We start from the raw sequence: 18,030 nt of genomic DNA on the forward strand, positions 1-18,030 counted from the left end.
TTAGAACCTCAATAACATCAGGGTGGTATTTCAAGGTCGGCTCCAGCACACCTAGCGGCATGCTCTCAACGCCTCCCACCTATCCTACACAAATCTCATCAAAGTCCAATGTAAAGCTACAGTAAAGGTGCATGGGGTCTTTCCGTCTAGCAGCGGGGAGATTGCATCTTCACAAACACTTCAACTTCGCTGAGTCTCGGGTGGAGACAGTGTGGCCATCGTTACGCCATTCGTGCGGGTCGGAACTTACCCGACAAGGAATTTCGCTACCTTAGGACCGTTATAGTTACGGCCGCCGTTTACTGGGGCTTCGATCAAGAGCTTGCACCCCATCACTTAACCTTCCAGCACCGGGCAGGCGTCACACCCTATACGTCCACTTTCGTGTTTGCAGAGTGCTGTGTTTTTATTAAACAGTCGCAGCCACCATTTCACTGCAACCCCTTACTGCTCCAGTCGCAAGGACCTTCACATCATCGGGGCGCACCTTATCCCGAAGTTACGGTGCTAATTTGCCGAGTTCCTTCACCCGAGTTCTCTCAAGCGCCTTAGAATTCTCATCCTACCCACCTGTGTCGGTTTGCGGTACGGTCTTCGTGAAACTATCGCTTAGAGGCTTTTCTTGGAAGCTTGGTATCAGCAACTTCATAGTCTAAGACTACTCGTCATCACGCCTCGACATTAACCCCCCGGATTTACCTAAGAGATCTGCCTACACGCTTAAACCAGGACATCCAACACCCGGCTTGCCTAACCTTCTCCGTCCCCCCTTCGCATTCCACAAAGGTATCGGAATATTAACCGATTTCCCATCAGCTACGCTTCTCAGCCTCGCCTTAGGGGCCGACTCACCCTGCGCCGATGAACGTTGCGCAGGAAACCTTGGGTTTTCGGCGAGCGGGCCTTTCACCCGCTTTATCGCTACTCATGTCAGCATTCGCACTTCAGATACCTCCAGCAAGGTTCACACCTCACCTTCTCAGGCCTACTGAACGCTCTCCTACCATATCATTACTGATATCCCTAGCTTCGGTGCATGGTTTGAGCCCCGTTACATCTTCCGCGCAGGACGACTCGATCAGTGAGCTATTACGCTTTCTTTAAAGGATGGCTGCTTCTAAGCCAACTTCCTGACTGTCTTCGCCTTCCCACTTCGTTCTCCACTTAACCACGTCTTGGGGACCTTAGCTGAGGGTCTGGGTTGTTTCCCTCTCGACACCGGACGTTAGCACCCGGTGTCTGTCTCCCACGCTCACACTTTCCAGTATTCGGAGTTTGCCTTGGTTTGGTAGATCTAAACGACCCCCTAGCCAAAACAGTGCTCTACCCCCAGAAGTGATACGTGAGGCACTACCTAAATAGTTTTCGGAGAGAACCAGCTATTTCCAGATTTGTTAAGCCTTTCACCCCTATCCACAGCTCATCCCCTAGTTTTTCAACACTAGTGGGTTCGGTCCTCCAACAGGTATTACCCTGCCTTCAACCTGGCCATGAATAGCTCATCTGGTTTCGGGTCTACACCCTGCGACTATTCGCCCTATTCAGACTCGCTTTCGCTACGCCTCCCCTATTCGGTTAAGCTTGCCACAGAATGTAAGTCGCTGACCCATTATACAAAAGGTACGCAGTCACCCCTTTCGAGGCTCCCACTGTTTGTATGCATGCGGTTTCAGGTTCTATTTCACTCCCCTCCCGGGGTTCTTTTCGCCTTTCCCTCACGGTACTGGTTCACTATCGGTCGATTACGAGTATTTAGCCTTGGAGGATGGTCCCCCCATCTTCAGACAGGATTCCACGTGTCCCGCCCTACTTGTCGCAACCCCAGTTCCACCACTAATCCTTCGCGTACGGGACTATCACCCACTATGGTCGGACTTTCCATTCCGTTCCGCTAAATTAATGGCTAAATGTTGCAGGCTCTTCCCGGTTCGCTCGCCACTACTACGGGAATCTCGGTTGATTTCTTTTCCTCTGCCTACTTAGATGTTTCAGTTCAGCAGGTTCGCTCCTCATGACCTATGTATTCAGTCATGGGTACCCTCGCGGGTGGGTTTCCCCATTCAGACATCTCCGGATCAATGCTCGTTTGCCAGCTCCCCGGAGCTTCTCGCAGGCTACCACGTCTTTCTTCGCCTGTAATCGCCTAGGCATCCACCACATGCACTTATTCGCTTGATCCTATAACCTCAGACACCTACTTCCATAAGCATCTAAAATCATACTCTCCATGTGTTTGTTTCATCACCAGCAGCACCCTTAAGCACCACCAGCAATGCAATCTACCCATTTCTTTACTTCTTCCTGATTGTTAAAGAACATAAACCGAACAAATCGGCCTGATCAACAAGATCAGTGGTAAAACTTTTGTCTTACCGCTAATCTCATAAGTTTTTATGGGGAAGTAGATTCACTCCACCAATACAGAATCTAATCTGAAAAACTGGTGGAGGTGAACGGGATCGAACCGATGACCCCCTGCTTGCAAAGCAGGTGCTCTCCCAGCTGAGCTACACCCCCAATTGATCTGTTACTTGATTTAATAAACCGATAGATGTGGATACGAGTGAGGCTGAGGGACTTTCGTCCCTGTTCTCTTAAAGGAGGTGATCCAGCCGCAGGTTCCCCTACGGCTACCTTGTTACGACTTCACCCCAGTCATGAATCATACCGTGGTAAGCGCCCTCCTTGCGGTTAGACTACCTACTTCTGGTATCACCCACTCCCATGGTGTGACGGGCGGTGTGTACAAGACCCGGGAACGTATTCACCGCGACATGCTGATCCGCGATTACTAGCGATTCCGACTTCATGCTCTCGAGTTGCAGAGAACAATCCGGACTACGACAGGCTTTCTGAGATTGGCTCCCCCTCGCGGGTTGGCTACCCTCTGTACCTGCCATTGTATGACGTGTGAAGCCCTACCCATAAGGGCCATGAGGACTTGACGTCATCCCCACCTTCCTCCGGTTTGTCACCGGCAGTCTCATTAAAGTGCCCAACTAAATGATGGCAATTAATGACAAGGGTTGCGCTCGTTGCGGGACTTAACCCAACATCTCACGACACGAGCTGACGACAGCCATGCAGCACCTGTGTTACGGTTCCCTTTCAGGCACTCTCACTTCTCAGCAAGATTCCGTACATGTCAAGGGTAGGTAAGGTTTTTCGCGTTGCATCGAATTAATCCACATCATCCACCGCTTGTGCGGGTCCCCGTCAATTCCTTTGAGTTTTAATCTTGCGACCGTACTCCCCAGGCGGTCAACTTCTCGCGTTAGCTTCGTTACTAAGTAAACAAGTTACCCAACAACCAGTTGACATCGTTTAGGGCGTGGACTACCAGGGTATCTAATCCTGTTTGCTCCCCACGCTTTCGTGCATGAGCGTCAGTCTTATCCCAGGGGGCTGCCTTCGCCATCGGTATTCCTCCACATCTCTACGCATTTCACTGCTACACGTGGAATTCTACCCCCCTCTGACAGACTCTAGCTTGCCAGTCTCAAACGCAGTTCCCAGGTTAAGCCCGGGGCTTTCACATCTGACTTAACAAACCGCCTGCGCACGCTTTACGCCCAGTAATTCCGATTAACGCTCGCACCCTACGTATTACCGCGGCTGCTGGCACGTAGTTAGCCGGTGCTTCTTCTTGAGGTACCGTCAGTAACCACAGCTATTCACTATGGCCGTTTCTTCCCTCACGAAAGAGCTTTACAACCCGAAGGCCTTCTTCACTCACGCGGCATGGCTGGATCAGGGTTGCCCCCATTGTCCAAAATTCCCCACTGCTGCCTCCCGTAGGAGTCTGGGCCGTGTCTCAGTCCCAGTGTGGCTGATCATCCTCTCAGACCAGCTACCGATCGAAGCCTTGGTGAGCCTTTACCTCACCAACTAGCTAATCGGACATCGGCCGCCCCTTCAGCGTGAGGCCTTACGGTCCCCCACTTTCCTCCTCAGAGCTCATGCGGTATTAGCACAACTTTCGCTGCGTTATCCCCCACTCAAGGATACGTTCCGATGTATTACTCACCCGTTCGCCACTCGCCACCAGGGTTGCCCCCGTGCTGCCGTTCGACTTGCATGTGTAAAGCATGCCGCCAGCGTTCAATCTGAGCCAGGATCAAACTCTTCAGTTCAATTCCTACACAAAATCACTCAAATAACCTAACGGAAATTTTAAGTGTCAATACTAATAAATTACTCCTCACTAGTACCCACACCTATCGGTTTATCTAAATTTTAAAGAACATGTTCAGATGTCTTTTAAACAACATGTGAACCAAAGACAGCTATTATACATCGCTTATAATTACGGTCAATGCTTTATTGTAAAAAAAGTATAAAAAACTTTTTCTGAACTTCTTATTAATGACAAAAAAACAGCCTACCTAATTGAATTTCAATAAAAAAATAATATATTTCATTTATGATATAAAATTTATAAAATCACTATTCAAAGTAAAGTTAAGGTCAAAACAGGAATTTAAAACATTATGATGCCTTATGTACTCACTGTTGACATGTCTGGTTTGCCGCAAGCCTGGGTAGAGGTCGAAGAAGCTATTACTTATCATGCTAAAAATATGGTTGCCTGGTCACTGGGCAATTCTTTAGCAACATTTCATGGTGGCTGGGATCATGAGGGTAACCGCTCTGAAATTGAAACCAAATCTATTATCGCAATTAAAGGTAGTAATCATGGTTCTAAATTAATAGGTCAACAACCTGGGCTTACTAATCATTTGCTCTTTAATCGCGATAGATTTGTTTGCGCCTACTGTGGTGAACACTATCTTCCTAAAAATTTATCACGTGATCACATTATCCCTGTTTCGCGAGGTGGGAAAAATAATTGGACTAATGTTGTTACAGCTTGCCGCCATTGCAATACAAAAAAATCCAATAAAACCCCTGAAGAAGCTCATATGGTCCTTCTTTATATCCCCTATACCCCTAATCGTTATGAGCACTTCATTTTAAAAAACAGACGGATTCTTGCTGACCAGATGGACTATTTGATGGCTGGAGTGCCACAATCAAGCCGACTTTACAGTTAGTTTGTTTGCAAAATGAGACAAATTTGTCAACCTCAAACCATCTGAAACGTTTTGGCCATTGCAATATTACAGTTTTTATCTGTAAAATTAACTACCCGAAAGGGTTTTAATCACTAGTGTATTAATTAATAAAGGAAATTATCATGATTCGTTCCGCACTGATCGCCGCTGTTTTAGCTGCTTTTTCTGTAACCGCAATGGCTGCTGATGCTGCCGCTCCTGCTGCTGCTCCTGCTGCTGCCGCTCCTGCTGCTAAAGATGCAAAACCAGAAGCTAAAAAAGAAATGAAAAAAGAAATGAAAAAAGAGCACAAAGCTAAAAAAGCTCATAAAGCTAAAAAAGCTGAGGCAAAATAATATTAAGAGAGTAATCTCTTAACAATCACGTAATAAAATTATTGTGATTGATGCAACTCACTAATAGGGCGACGTTTTACGTCGCCCTATTTATTTTTGAGGACAAATTATGAAAAAAGGATATTTAACTCTTCTTGAAGAAGCCAATGCAGTCATAGAGAGTTGTGACGTAGATGATGTGAAGGCTGCACAAAATAATACAGAAACGTTAATTGTTGATATCAGGGAAACCGCTGAACTGTTAAGAGATGGCATGATCCCTGGCGCTTTTCATGCCCCAAGAGGTTTAATAGAGTTTTGGGTTGACCCAGAATCACCCTATCACAAAACAGTGTTTCAAGAAAAAACCAGCTTTATTCTATACTGCGCGTCGGGTTGGAGAAGCGCATTAACAACAAAAACGTTACTAGATATGGGAGTTCAGAACGTTAAACACCTTAAAGGTGGGTTTGGCGCCTGGAAAAACTCAGGCGCCCCTGTCGCAGAGAAAACCAAACAAGATTAAAGTTTATTCATTTGGCTGAGATTTTTAGCGTTATTCTCAGCCAGTTCAACTACTTGTTTAAATGCTTTTTGTGCTGAAGCGTAAGCATTGTTTCCTGCTGCCATAAGTGAGTTAAACGCAGCAGTCATTGGCTCAGATCCTTGCGGCATACTTTTCAAAGTTTCATTGAATGCTTCACTCACTTTTTTATTGAAATCTTCTACTTGGCCTTGAATAATATTAGCTACCTCTTGAGCCGTTTCTTTAGAAATCTCATAGGTTTTTGTAACGTGTTCTTGAGCGCTGTTACCAGAAGGTTTTATATAATCCATTTGGATTTGATACCACTCTTGAGGTGTTTTTGCGTTTGCCAAACGAGAAGCCTGCTCATGAAGTGACTGAATCTGCTGTTTCACAATACCTAAACTGGCTTGAGAGACTTTCTCAGTACTATCCAACAATACTTTTGATAAACTTAATAATCGTTCTAGATTCTCTTGTTGTACTTTAAACATTTGCTCTGGGGTTGCTGACATGATTTCCCTCCTCACTGATTAACTTATTCCATAAATGTCTAAATATTGTTATTAAACATACTATGACATAAAGACAATAAAATTGCACAGATCCAATTTAATGTAACTTCACATGAGGGACTGTTCGTCGACTGATAAATCGAGATAATGTTGTCAAAGCCATTTTCCAAAATCCATGTAACGCCATCTCGTGTAACTTATAGAGCGAAATATACATGTAGCGTGCAAACAAGCCCTCTACCCATAAATTTCCACCGGCAAAATTACCCATCAAATTACCAACTGTCGTGTACTCACCCAAAGACACCAGCGAACCAAAATCACGATAGTGGAAATCACGTAATGATTCTCCCCTGATCCATTTTGGCAACTCTTTAATTAAATGATTGGATTGTTGATGAGCGGCCTGAGCTCTTGGCGGAACAAACTTACCAGGGTGAGTTGTCCAAACACAAGCCGCACAATCGCCAATCGCAAAAATTTTTGGATCGTCAAGGGTTTGTAACGTTTGTTTGACCATCAATTGATTTATAGAGTTGGTCTGTAAACCTAATTGTGTTAAGAAATGAGGCGCTTTAACACCTGCAGCCCAGACAACCAATTCTGCTGGAATGATTACACCGTTAGCCAAACGCACAGAATTTTCCATTACCTCAGCAACAGCAACCCCTGTATGAACCTGTATATTTAACTTAGTCAACATCTTATGTGCCGCATCTGAAACACGTGTTGGAAGCGCAGGAAGAATACGGTTAGACGCTTCAACCAAATGAATATTAATATGTTTATCAGGTTCAATTCGGTCAAGATTGTAAGCCACGAGATCACGTGTTGCGTTGTGTAGTTCAGCTGCTAACTCCACGCCCGTAGCACCTGCCCCTACTATGGCAACTTGTAATTGTTCTGGACGTAGAGGCGTACTTTGCGCATGAGCTCTGAGAAAAGCATTGACTAGCCTGCGATGAAAACGATCTGCTTCAGCCGTACTTTCTAATGCAACAGCATGCTGACCTACTCCTGGTGTACCAAAGTCGTTAGTTTGACTGCCTACGGCAATAACTAATGTATCGTAGTAAAAACTTCTAGCTTCAGTGACTTCATTACCTTCATCATCCATGTAAGGTGCCACATACACCAGTTGTTTTTCTCGATCTATGCCGGTCATTTCGCCAATTCGATAACGAAACCCATGCCAATAAGATTGTGCTAAATAATCTAATTCGTGAATATCAAGATCTACGCTACCAGCTGCCAGCTCATGTAAATGGGGCTTCCAAAAGTGAGTTCGAGATTTTTCAATTAACGTGATCTCTGCAACATTCTTTTTCCCTAAGGTGTCACCCAACCGAGTGGCAAGCTCAAGGCCACCAGCTCCACCACCAACTATGACAATCTGGTGCATATACACCTCTTTTTAGAAATAAAAGTAGAAAGGTTTAATGTACAAATATACCCACAAGGCCGCAACAGATCACTACAGCCCAAACAGGAAATTGAGGTTTTTTCCATAGTAAAAAAAAGGCCAACATTGCTATCATCAATTGAATAAAATCAACTTGCCAATGTCCTGCGTGTAGCATTGTTCCAGTAGTTCGTAATACCAGTAAAAACATCATACCCACTACTGCTGAAAATAGCGCAGAAAATGTTATTTTAAAATCCGGTAAACCACCCAAACGCTCAACCAAAGGTGCGCCTAAGAATACTCCTAAAAAACTGGGTAAGAATGTGTACCATACCGCAATCAAACCACCAACAAGTGCAAACCAATTTTGGCTGAGATCAACTGGATGAATTTGATTCCAAGTAGCTAAAAAACCCACGAATGCAACCACCATAATGAGTGGACCCGGTGTGGTTTCACCGAGAGCTAATGCACTGATCATCTCATTATTGGTTAACCAATGTTTTGCAGTTACACCCGACCAGACGTAAGGTAGCACTGTGTAAGCGCCACCGAAGGAAAACAAAGCGGTCCCTGTAAAAAACAAGGTTAGCTTATGAAACCAGGCTGCCTGAAAATGCATCATTGTAATAAGTGTAATTGGCAATATCCAACTAAATGCCACTAATGCCATTACCAATAAAACGTAATACAGGTCCTGTTTATTAAATAAAGAATGTAATGTTAAAGAACGGGAATAATCACTTTGTATAGTACGTGACCACATATATCCAATCCCCATTGCGCCAAGAAAAATAACTATATAAGAGACATGTAACAGCGCCAAGAAAAAAGCCGCAATAGCTAACCACAACTGTTTATCTTGTAAAAGATTTTTTTTTGCAATCTTAATTGTTGCTAGAGAAATAAAAGCAAAAACAGCAGGCTTTAAACCAAATAAAAATGAGCTAATTAGATTTAACTGTCCAAAGTGCACAAATAAAAAGGCAAAAGTTAACAGAATAAATACAGAAGGAACGATGAACAGCAGTCCGGCGCACAATCCCCCTAAAGAACCATGCAACACCCAACCAAGATAGGTTGCAAGCTGTTGTGCTTCAGGCCCAGGTAATAATGTACAAAGTGTTAGAGCTCGACGGTATTGCTCTTCATCGATCCAGCGTTTTTTCTCAACCAGATCCTCATGCATCATTGCTACCTGAGCAACAGGACCACCAAAACTAACCCAACCAAGGCGATGCCAATATTTAAAAGCTTCTTTAAAAGAAGGCCTTGGCGATAAATCCATTAAGCCGCTTGCGCCAGCGAATCGCTTGTTGGTTTTCCTGAAAAATCAAGCCAACGCTTATTTTTGAAATCATAAAGTTTACATAAACGCGCGGTCTCAAAGTACCATTTCCAGCTAAATGGTTGAACAATGATTCGTCCTGGCAAGTGCGTTTCTAAAAAATTCTGCGCCTCTTTTAATCGGTATAGAGGAATCCCCATATCCAAATGATGCGCAGTATGTTCCATTATGTGATGCATCAACGCGCCAAATTTGAAACGGAAAATTAAATGTACTGTAGTTGATACATAAGGCTGAGCACTGGTCCATTCGGATTTATTGTCATACCAGGCAACTGAAGTGTGAGTATGATGAGAATAGACCACGAAACCTATCATAAAATTCCAAAAAGCAAAAGGTGCAACAAAACCCATAGCTATCGTTAAAGCAACGGATTGATTGGTTTTAATAGCCGCTACTATTAATACCGCATTCCATAAAAAAGCAAACACGGTTACCAGCACGCCATCCCAAACAAAAGAGGGACGTTTAGCTCCCATATAAGTTTTAGATGGAAAATACATTCTATTCCACCACATTTCAATAAAATAGTATAAGCCTGGAACCCATCCAGAACGATATAACCTTTCTAATATTTTGCGCGTGGGCGATAAAGCTTGAAACTCCTCAACTGAATAAGGTGACCACACAAAATCAAACCCCTTCAAGTTAGTTTGACCGTGATGCACAATGTTATGGCCCACATCCCAAAGACTATAAGGGGTTAATGAGAAAAGAAAGGCATAACGACCAACAACCTTATTTAAGGAACGATTAGGAGTAAGACTTTGATGGCAAGCATCATGGCCTAAAATAAATAGTCGACCAATAACAAATCCCGCTGTCAGGCCACACAAAAGCTTTAACGGCCATGATGAAAACCACACAGTGGCAGCTATCAGTGAGACAAACAAAGCTGTATCTAAAGCCAACAGCAGAAGCGGTGTCAGCGTTTCCTTTCCACTAAGGGGAATTAACCAACTACGAACTGTTTTACGTCCAGGAAAGGGTGCGTCTGGAGACACTACAGGGATTATAGTATTTGGGGAATCAGTTATGTGATGTATTGTCATAGTTTATACTAGTTATTTTGTTGTAATTATTTACAAATAAGTAGATTTTAGCAAAAAGAAATGAAATCAGTCATCATTTATTATTACAAAATCGAGGTTTTCCATGTTTTTTTCATCCAACCCCCCAATTCACTCATGGAAAAATAAAGTAATTTGGATAATTGGCGCATCAAGTGGTATTGGCGCTGCCTTAGCAAGCATATTAGCTAAAAAAGGCGCTCATTTAGTATTATCAGCTCGCTCGCTTGACAAATTAAATGAGGTAGCACGCACTTGTGACTCTTTTTCCACTTCTCACACTACAATACTACCTTGCGATATCCTTAGTGAAGAAGAAATTAATGCAACATATCAAAGAGTTAAACTGTATCATCAAAAAATTGATTTAGTGATTATTGCTTCCGGAACTTATGATGCCCTATCTATTAAAGAGTTCAACCCACAACAGCTACCTGCCGTAATCAATACCATAGAGACCAATTTGACAGGTTACTATCGCGTTATTAGTCATATCATCCCAGATTTCATTAAAAATGGTGCAGGAGGCCTTGCTATGATTAGTAGTGTCGCTGGGTATAGTGGTTTACCTCGTGCTTTAGCCTATGCACCAACAAAAGCTGCGCTAAATAACCTAGCAGAAGGACTGTACGCTGAGCTTCATCCTCATCACATTGGTATTTATATTATTTGCCCAGGTTTTGTAGCCACACCAATGACAGCCAACAATCATTTCCCCATGCCTGCGCTGATGGAGGTTGATGAAGCAGCACAAGCTATTATTTTAGGGCTAGAAAAAGGGCAGTTTGAAATTCATTTCCCAAAACGCTTCACATTATTCTTACAATTTTTAAGGCGCCTCCCGAGATCTTGGTATATCAAAATAATTAGCTATTTTTTTCACAAAAATAGCATTTTGTAATGTTTATCGTAAAACCATAGTGACGCAAAGCCTTATAGAATATAGACAGTTGACGACCACAATAAAAAGCGTTAATTTCACACAAAAACCACAAGATATTGTGGTTTGTAATAATTTCTTAAAAAACACATAAAAACCAAGGAAAACCATGCTTACAGCCGTAAAACTTAACGAGTCCAATCAAAAAGACGATGTCACACTGCAACCCGTATCTATTGATATTTGGGATAAGAAGTATCGTTTGAAAAACAAACATGGACAACCCGTTGATGAGACTATTGATGACACTTTTGTACGTGTAGCTAAGGCATTGGCAGAAACAGAGGCTACACCTGAAAAGCGGGCTTACTGGTTTGACAAGTTTTTATGGGCGTTAAGACGCGGTGCTGTCCCCGCTGGTCGCATTACTTCAAACGCTGGAGCACAAGAACATAAACCTGCTACCAGCACCATTAATTGCACTGTATCAGGAATTGTTGAAGACAGCATGAATGGTATTTTAGAAAAAGTGCATGAAGCAGGATTAACACTTAAGGCAGGCTGTGGTATTGGATATGAATACTCTACCCTTCGCCCAAAAGGAGCTTTTGTCGCTGGTGCAGGAGCATATACATCCGGTCCCCTTTCTTTCATGGATATATACGACAAAATGTGCTTTACCGTTTCCTCTGCAGGAGGGCGTCGCGGTGCACAGATGGCAACTTTTGATATTTCACATCCTGACGTGATTGATTTTATTAAAGCAAAACGTGAGGCGGGTCGTTTAAGACAATTTAATCTGTCTTGTTTGATCACCAGAGAGTTCATGGAGGCAGTCAAACAGGATACAGATTGGAAATTAGCCTTCCCGATCACCGAAAGTGAAGCGCTGGCTGATGGTGTCAATATTAATATGTCACCAGAGATTATTTGGCGTGAATGGCCAGTTCATAATAAGTACGTGACACGCGATGATGGCAAGGTGGCCTGTCGTGTTTATAAAACAATTAAAGCGAAACGTCTGTGGGATATTATTATGTCCTCCACCTATGACTATGCTGAACCTGGCTTCATACTAATTGATCGTGTTAATGAAATGAATAATAACTGGTGGTGCGAAAACATTCGTGCTACCAATCCATGTGGTGAGCAACCGCTCCCTCCCTATGGTGCATGTTTATTAGGATCAGTAAATTTAACTAAATTTGTTAAAAAACCTTTTACTGATCAGGCTCATTTTGACTGGGAAGAATACCGTGAAGTCATTCGTATATTTACCCGTATGCTTGATAACGTGGTAGATATCAATGGTCTTCCTCTTCCTCAACAACAACAAGAAATCATGCATAAGCGTCGTCACGGAATGGGGTATTTAGGCTTAGGTTCAACACTTACTCTACTTAAAATGACTTATGGCAGCGAGGAGTCAATTTCTTTCACTGACGAAGTAACACGAGTAATGGCAGAAGAAGGCTGGCGAGTTGGCATTGAACTAGCCGAAGAAAAGGGCCCTGCTCCAATTCTTGAAGAGTTGTTTGAAGTAACCTCTGAAATGCTTAGTAAACGTCCAGAAATGAAACGTGACGGAATCAAAGTGGGGGACAAAATTCAGGGTAAAGTGTTACTAGGCAAATACAGTCGCTATATGCAGCAGTTTCCAGAGGCATTGCAAAATGAAATTGCTACTAAAGGTGTGCGCTTTACGCATCACACATCAATTGCACCAACCGGAACTATATCTTTGTCGTTAGGTAACAATGCAAGTAATGGTATTGAACCCTCTTTTGCTCATCACTATAGTCGCAATGTAATTCGAGAAGGGAAAAAGTCGAAAGAAAAAGTTGATGTGTATTCATATGAATTGTTAGCCTATCGTGAATTTGTAAATCCACAAGCAATGCCTTTCGCTGAAACAGGTGATGCAAAACTTCCAGACTACTTTGTTGATTCGTCAACTATACCTGCTAAAGCTCACGTGGACATTCAGGCAGCTGCACAAAAGTGGATTGATAGCTCCATTTCAAAAACCATCAATGTTCCTACTGATTACCCTTATGAGGATTTTAAAGATATCTATTTTTATGCTTATGAAAAAGGTCTGAAAGGATGCACCACCTTCCGTTTCAATCCAGAGGCTTTCCAAGGGGTATTGGTAACTGAGAAAGACCTTGAAAACACCACTTATCGTTTCACTTTAGATGATGGCACCGTTGTCGAAGTAAAAGGTAATGAAGAAATTGAATACGATGGTGAAACCCATACCGCAGCCAATCTCTATGACGCCCTTAAAGAAGGCTATTACGGTAAGTTTTAATTAAGCTTTTTTTGGAGAAAAAGAATGACAATTACAATTAGTAAAAAAATTACAGGTTATGCGGTGGTGACTGAGCAAGAACAAAAAGCATCAGAAACCAAGACTGCTGAAATCCATTTGTTTGGAGAACCCTTATCAAGACCCGACAAACTTGTTGGTAACACCTACAAAATTAAAACGCCAGCTAGTGAACATGCACTTTATATTACTATAAACGATGTCATTATGAACGAAGGAACAGCTCAAGAGCATCGACGTCCATTTGAGATTTTCATTAACTCAAAAAACATGGAACATTTTCAATGGATCGTTGCTTTAACGCGAGTCATGTCTGCTGTTTTTCGTAAAGGTGGAGATATTACCTTCTTGGTTGAAGAGCTACAAAGTGTTTTTGATCCAAAAGGTGGTTATTTCAAAAAAGGAGGAAAATATATTCCTAGTCTTGTGGCCGAAATTGGTGAAGTACTGAAAGAACATCTACACGAAATTGGCATGTTAAAAAGAAACGAACCCGAAGCGCATCAAAAAGCGTTCATTGAAGCCAAAAGGAAAGAGTACACTGAAAAACAAAATGCCTCTAATGAGGGTGATAATTCAGGATTTCCAGAAGGGGCGCAACTTTGCGCCAAATGCTCAACTAAGGCCGTGATAGTCATGGACAACTGTCTTACTTGCCTTAATTGCGGCGACAGTAAGTGTAATTAACTAACAGCCTCACAACGTTTTGACTAAAGCGCCTTTTATTGCAGCAATCATCAGTTATTTGTTGATGCTTGCTGCATACAAACTCCATCGATTACGTTGGTTTCATATACCCGTGATGGTAGGGTGTATTGCTTTTGACGTTCTAATGCCCTTTTATCTAGTAACACATCGTAACTGGTGGCACCGATTAATTGAAGAGGGGGATATCACCTCTTTTGGCATCTGGATGCATTTTGGTCTATTGGTGGCATTATACGCACTTGAATGGGTTCAAATAGCAACTGCACGCAAGATTCTTAAAGGCGACAGCGAAGTACGTAAAACACATCGCGGGCAAGCGAAAGCCTTACTGGTTATTAGAGCAATTGTTATATTAACAGGCGGGATACTCGCTTAATGCCACGTTTCTCTGCTAATTTATCTTGGCTTTATCAAGAAGTCCCTTTCATTGAGCGCTTTTGTCGTGCGCGTACTGATGGATTTCAGGCGATTGAATGCCTTTTCCCTTATGATCATTCTATAGCAGAGATAACAAATCAATTAGAAGAGCAAGATCTAGAAATGGTCTTGATCAATGCGCCGGCAGGTGACTGGTCTCAAGGGGAACGAGGAATAAGCATTCATCCTGCCCATAAAACACGTTTTAGATATCTTTTTGAAAGTGAGGCTATTCCAACAGCGCTAGCCTTAAATTGTCCACGAATTCATATTATGTCGGGTTTACTATCTAACATTAGCGACAAAACAGAGGCTGATAAAACTTTTTTAGATAACTTAGAGTGGGCTCTTGAGAGGGTTTCTGGCTATCCAATAACATTATTAATTGAACCAATTAGTCAGCAGACTATTCCTCGCTACTATCTCACGTATCAAGAGCAAGCTATTGCTATCATCAAGCAATTCAATCACCCACAGTTACAATTACAACTTGATTTATTTCATTGTCAATTGACTGAGGGGTCACTTACAAAACATATTCACTATGCCTTAGATAATGGTATTTTAGGGCATGTACAAATAGCCGGGGTTCCTCACCGTCAAGAGCCAGATGTGGGTGAAGTCAATTATTCTTATATTTTTAATTTGCTTGATGAACAAAACTATTTACACTTCATTGGCTGTGAGTACTCTCCGAAACACAGCACATCAGCAGGATTGAAATGGTTTAAAAACTATTCTTAATTAATGTCATTAAATTGTCATCATAAGATTTTATCTTGAATGAATTTATTGAGTCGGGAAAAAATAATGCGTCAATGGTCGTTACTACTGTTACTTATAATCTCTAACTTAGCTTACGCTGCTGAACAACATAATCTTATTCTATTTGTTCCAGACGGACTTAGGGCCCTTATGGTTAACGCGCAGAACGCCCCCACCATGAACCAAATTAAAAACAACGGTGTATTTTTCAAAAACAACCATTCGGCTTATCCGACTCTCACCATGCCTAACGCATCAGTTTTTTCCACAGGGCATATTTTAGGTGACACAGGTATTTTTAGTAATACTATTTATACCAAAGAAACAAATCATGAGGCCCGTGATACTAACACTCCTTTTCTTGAAAACGATAGAGTGATTGATGAACTTGAAGACCAATTCTCAGGGCAACTAATGAAATTTAATGCGTTACTTGATGACGCACAATCACATGGATTTAACACTGCTGTAATTGGTAAAGTTGGTCCCACCAAACTGTTTCATCCGCTGCGTAGTCAGTCTGATTTCCCCATTTTGATCGATGATATGACTGGACATAACAACTCGACATTGCCCCAGGCTATTCGTGATTTGCTAACTCAAAATCAATTACCTTTAGAGACACCTGGACGAGGTGATAATGGTAAAACTGGTAACGCTACAACACCAGGTACTCTCACTAACAATCTTCAACAACAACAATATTTTATTGATGTCACTACAAAAATTCTGCTTCCATATCTAAAAAACCAACAGAAACCTTTTGTATTAATCTTCTGGTCAAGAGATCCTGATGGAACACAACATAACCAGGGTGATAGCTTACAACAGGTCATACCTGGAATTAATGGACCAACTTCTTTATCAGCCATCAAAAATGCTGATGATAATCTAAATCAGTTAATGAGCTCATTAAAAGTACTTGGTTTAGATAATAGTACAGATGTAGTGGTTGCAGCAGATCATGGTTTTTCAACCATATGGAAAGAAAGCAAAACAAGTGATAGTGTTAATCAAACCTATTCTGATGTCCCTACACATCAACTACCTCCTGGGTTTTTAGCGATTGATTTAAGTCGCGCTCTTAATTTACCTTTATTTGATGCGAATCAACCTAATCATCAAATTGGCACTAATGAACACCCTCTCGCAGGCAACGGCTTACTTGGGCGAGATGTTACTCATCCACAGGTTAGCGTTGTCGCTAACGGTGGGTCAGATTTAATTTATCTTGATCATTCTGTAGATAACACAATGATAAAAAAGATTATTGATATCTTATTCCATGAAGATTACGTAAGTGGTGTATTTGTTGATGATAAATTAGGGCATTATCCTGGAACCTTAACTTTTAGTGATATTGGCTTAATTGGTTCCGCACAAACACCAACTCCGGCTATAGTAGTCAACTTCAGAAGCTCTTATACTGCTTGCCGTCAACCCTATACTTGTAGTGTAGAAATCGCTGATACTACCCTTCAGCAAGGACAAGGGATGCATGGTAACTTTAATCGTGCCGACACTTATCCTTTCATGGCTGCTATCGGCCCTGATTTTAAGACCAATTACACTGATCGCGCTCCCTCTAGTAATGTGGACATGGGAACAACTCTACGCTATTTACTTGGACTTACTCCTCTTAACGCCACTGATATTAAACTAGGGCGCGTTCTAGAGGAAGCTCTCATCAATGGCAAAGAAATGCCGTTTAGTCGCCTCAAGAAAGTATCCGATCCAGGTCATGAAGGTAAACAAACTATTTTAAATATCCAAAAAGTGGGATCGCATATATATTTAGATAGCGGAGGATTCTCAGGCTCAACGCTTGGTTTATATTAAACACTTGACGATCTTTTTTTGACGGATCATCATTGATAGACATACTCAAAAAAGAGCAGACATGATTAAACTATCAAAACAAGAACAAGCTAAATTCCTGTTAGATGCGGTTGACCATCTTAAAAGCGAAACAGAACAGCATGAGCATGTTAATGGTGCTATCAAAGGGCTTGTTTACAGCGTTGTTGAAACCCTAGGGCAGTTTGTTGGAGATCCGGATTTACCTCAGCATATTAAATCTGGTGTTGAAGGGGCTTTGGAAGTTGCAAGAGAGATACAAAGTAAAATTAATTCAGATTAATTAAGATTACCAATGGAATAACGACTCCATAATTTTTGAGTTAACCTCATAATATATAGCATGATAGCACTACCAAACCAGTCACCTGAGAGCATAGGTAGTACTCCCATCCACCAGTTAGTGATTAGTCCTGAAAAAAACAAATATGTATTAGTGGGGATCGAGTTGAATATTGCTCCAAGCAGTGCAAGTTGCCATAAATGACGGCCCTTTAAACCTGATAATGTATCAAGTAGTCGTGCCCACCAAAGAAAAAAATATACCGCAATGTAGGCGCCTATTGATGACAAAAAGGCCAGAACAATACTGTGTAATATTGCGCTATCGGAACTGTAGTCTCCAGTAAGTAGTGCACCAACAAACAATCCAATTGCTCCACGCCAGCCACAAATCAACACTGCAATTAATCGTACAATTTGGGGTAAAAATATCCAACTGGCAAAATGAGAGGTTATTTCTTGACTAAATAACCATCCATTAAGACGATAGAGGAAAAACCAAGCCAAAGAGAAGAATATAACCCCAATATACATGG

At 42.0% G+C, this 18,030-nt stretch carries 15 protein-coding genes, 1 tRNA gene and 2 rRNA genes; 10 read left to right on the forward strand and 8 right to left on the reverse strand.

From position 1 onward, the window contains the following. From FV185_RS09060 to FV185_RS09070, 3 genes are all read right to left on the reverse strand, one after another. Positions 1–2,178: ribosomal RNA gene (locus FV185_RS09060) — 23S ribosomal RNA — on the reverse strand; the annotation flags it as partial. Positions 2,179–2,441: 263 nt separating this feature from the next. After that, positions 2,442–2,517 (reverse strand) — tRNA-Ala (locus FV185_RS09065). 79 nt (positions 2,518–2,596) lie between these two features. Then, a 16S ribosomal RNA gene (locus tag FV185_RS09070) occupies positions 2,597–4,133 on the reverse strand. Positions 4,134–4,490: 357 nt separating this feature from the next. On the opposite strand from FV185_RS09070, the gene FV185_RS09075 reads away from it, so the two are divergent. From FV185_RS09075 to FV185_RS09085, 3 genes are all read left to right on the forward strand, one after another. Further along, a complete protein-coding gene (locus tag FV185_RS09075; protein WP_197457858.1) occupies positions 4,491–5,054 on the forward strand; it encodes an HNH endonuclease in 564 nt (187 codons plus the stop codon). A gap of 143 nt (positions 5,055–5,197) precedes the next feature. Then, positions 5,198–5,410, forward strand: a complete 213-nt coding sequence (locus FV185_RS09080; RefSeq protein WP_067496786.1) for a hypothetical protein — start codon at positions 5,198–5,200, stop codon at positions 5,408–5,410. A gap of 109 nt (positions 5,411–5,519) precedes the next feature. Then, positions 5,520–5,915, forward strand: a complete 396-nt coding sequence (locus FV185_RS09085; protein ID WP_067496789.1) for a rhodanese-like domain-containing protein — start codon at positions 5,520–5,522, stop codon at positions 5,913–5,915. Here the strand turns inward: FV185_RS09085 and FV185_RS09090 are convergent. The 4 genes from FV185_RS09090 to FV185_RS09105 form a co-directional block, all read right to left on the reverse strand. Further along, entirely contained in the window at positions 5,912–6,430 is a 519-nt protein-coding gene (locus FV185_RS09090) for a phasin family protein (RefSeq protein WP_067496792.1), read from the reverse strand. The two genes, FV185_RS09085 and FV185_RS09090, sit on opposite strands and share 4 nt — an antisense overlap. Before the next feature lie 97 nt (positions 6,431–6,527). After that, positions 6,528–7,832, reverse strand: coding sequence for an NAD(P)/FAD-dependent oxidoreductase (locus FV185_RS09095; protein ID WP_067496795.1), 1,305 nt, complete (start codon positions 7,830–7,832; stop codon positions 6,528–6,530). Positions 7,833–7,866: 34 nt separating this feature from the next. After that, complete coding sequence (gene chrA, locus FV185_RS09100) at positions 7,867–9,123, reverse strand: chromate efflux transporter (protein ID WP_067496798.1); 1,257 nt, start codon at positions 9,121–9,123, stop codon at positions 7,867–7,869. Then, positions 9,123–10,235 (reverse strand): fatty acid desaturase, encoded by a 1,113-nt coding sequence (locus FV185_RS09105; RefSeq protein ID WP_067496801.1) that lies wholly within the window; start codon positions 10,233–10,235, stop codon positions 9,123–9,125. Before FV185_RS09105 ends, chrA begins: the two co-directional genes overlap by 1 nt. Before the next feature lie 103 nt (positions 10,236–10,338). Between FV185_RS09105 and FV185_RS09110 the strand changes: the two genes are divergently transcribed. The 7 genes from FV185_RS09110 to FV185_RS09140 all read left to right on the forward strand — a co-directional run bounded on the left by FV185_RS09110 (position 10,339) and on the right by FV185_RS09140 (position 17,495). Beyond that, on the forward strand, positions 10,339–11,154 hold the full coding sequence (locus tag FV185_RS09110; protein ID WP_067496802.1) for an SDR family NAD(P)-dependent oxidoreductase: 816 nt from the start codon (positions 10,339–10,341) through the stop codon (positions 11,152–11,154). Between the two features lie 148 nt (positions 11,155–11,302). After that, on the forward strand, positions 11,303–13,447 hold the full coding sequence (locus FV185_RS09115) for an adenosylcobalamin-dependent ribonucleoside-diphosphate reductase (protein ID WP_067496803.1): 2,145 nt from the start codon (positions 11,303–11,305) through the stop codon (positions 13,445–13,447). A gap of 24 nt (positions 13,448–13,471) precedes the next feature. Beyond that, a complete protein-coding gene (locus tag FV185_RS09120) occupies positions 13,472–14,152 on the forward strand; it encodes a TSCPD domain-containing protein (protein ID WP_067496804.1) in 681 nt (226 codons plus the stop codon). 19 nt (positions 14,153–14,171) lie between these two features. After that, entirely contained in the window at positions 14,172–14,549 is a 378-nt protein-coding gene (locus tag FV185_RS09125) for a hypothetical protein (protein WP_067496806.1), read from the forward strand. Beyond that, a complete protein-coding gene (locus FV185_RS09130) occupies positions 14,549–15,334 on the forward strand; it encodes a hydroxypyruvate isomerase family protein (RefSeq protein WP_067496809.1) in 786 nt (261 codons plus the stop codon). The genes FV185_RS09125 and FV185_RS09130 overlap by 1 nt, the downstream gene beginning before the upstream one ends. A gap of 66 nt (positions 15,335–15,400) precedes the next feature. Further along, positions 15,401–17,194 carry an alkaline phosphatase family protein gene (locus FV185_RS09135; protein WP_067496812.1) on the forward strand — a complete coding sequence of 598 codons (1,794 nt, stop codon included), beginning with the start codon at positions 15,401–15,403 and terminating at the stop codon, positions 17,192–17,194. A gap of 61 nt (positions 17,195–17,255) precedes the next feature. After that, the gene (locus FV185_RS09140) at positions 17,256–17,495 is read left to right on the forward strand and encodes a hypothetical protein (RefSeq protein ID WP_067496815.1); all 240 of its coding nucleotides are present in this window, start codon (positions 17,256–17,258) and stop codon (positions 17,493–17,495) included. On the opposite strand, the gene FV185_RS09145 is transcribed toward FV185_RS09140, so the two are convergent. Next, the gene (locus FV185_RS09145) at positions 17,492–18,028 is read right to left on the reverse strand and encodes a hypothetical protein (RefSeq protein WP_067496817.1); all 537 of its coding nucleotides are present in this window, start codon (positions 18,026–18,028) and stop codon (positions 17,492–17,494) included. The genes FV185_RS09140 and FV185_RS09145 overlap by 4 nt on opposite strands. Positions 18,029–18,030: the final 2 nt, after the last annotated feature.

Origin of the sequence: Ferrovum sp. PN-J185 (genome assembly GCF_001581925.1) — a bacterium.
GTDB lineage: Bacteria > Pseudomonadota > Gammaproteobacteria > Burkholderiales > Ferrovaceae > PN-J185.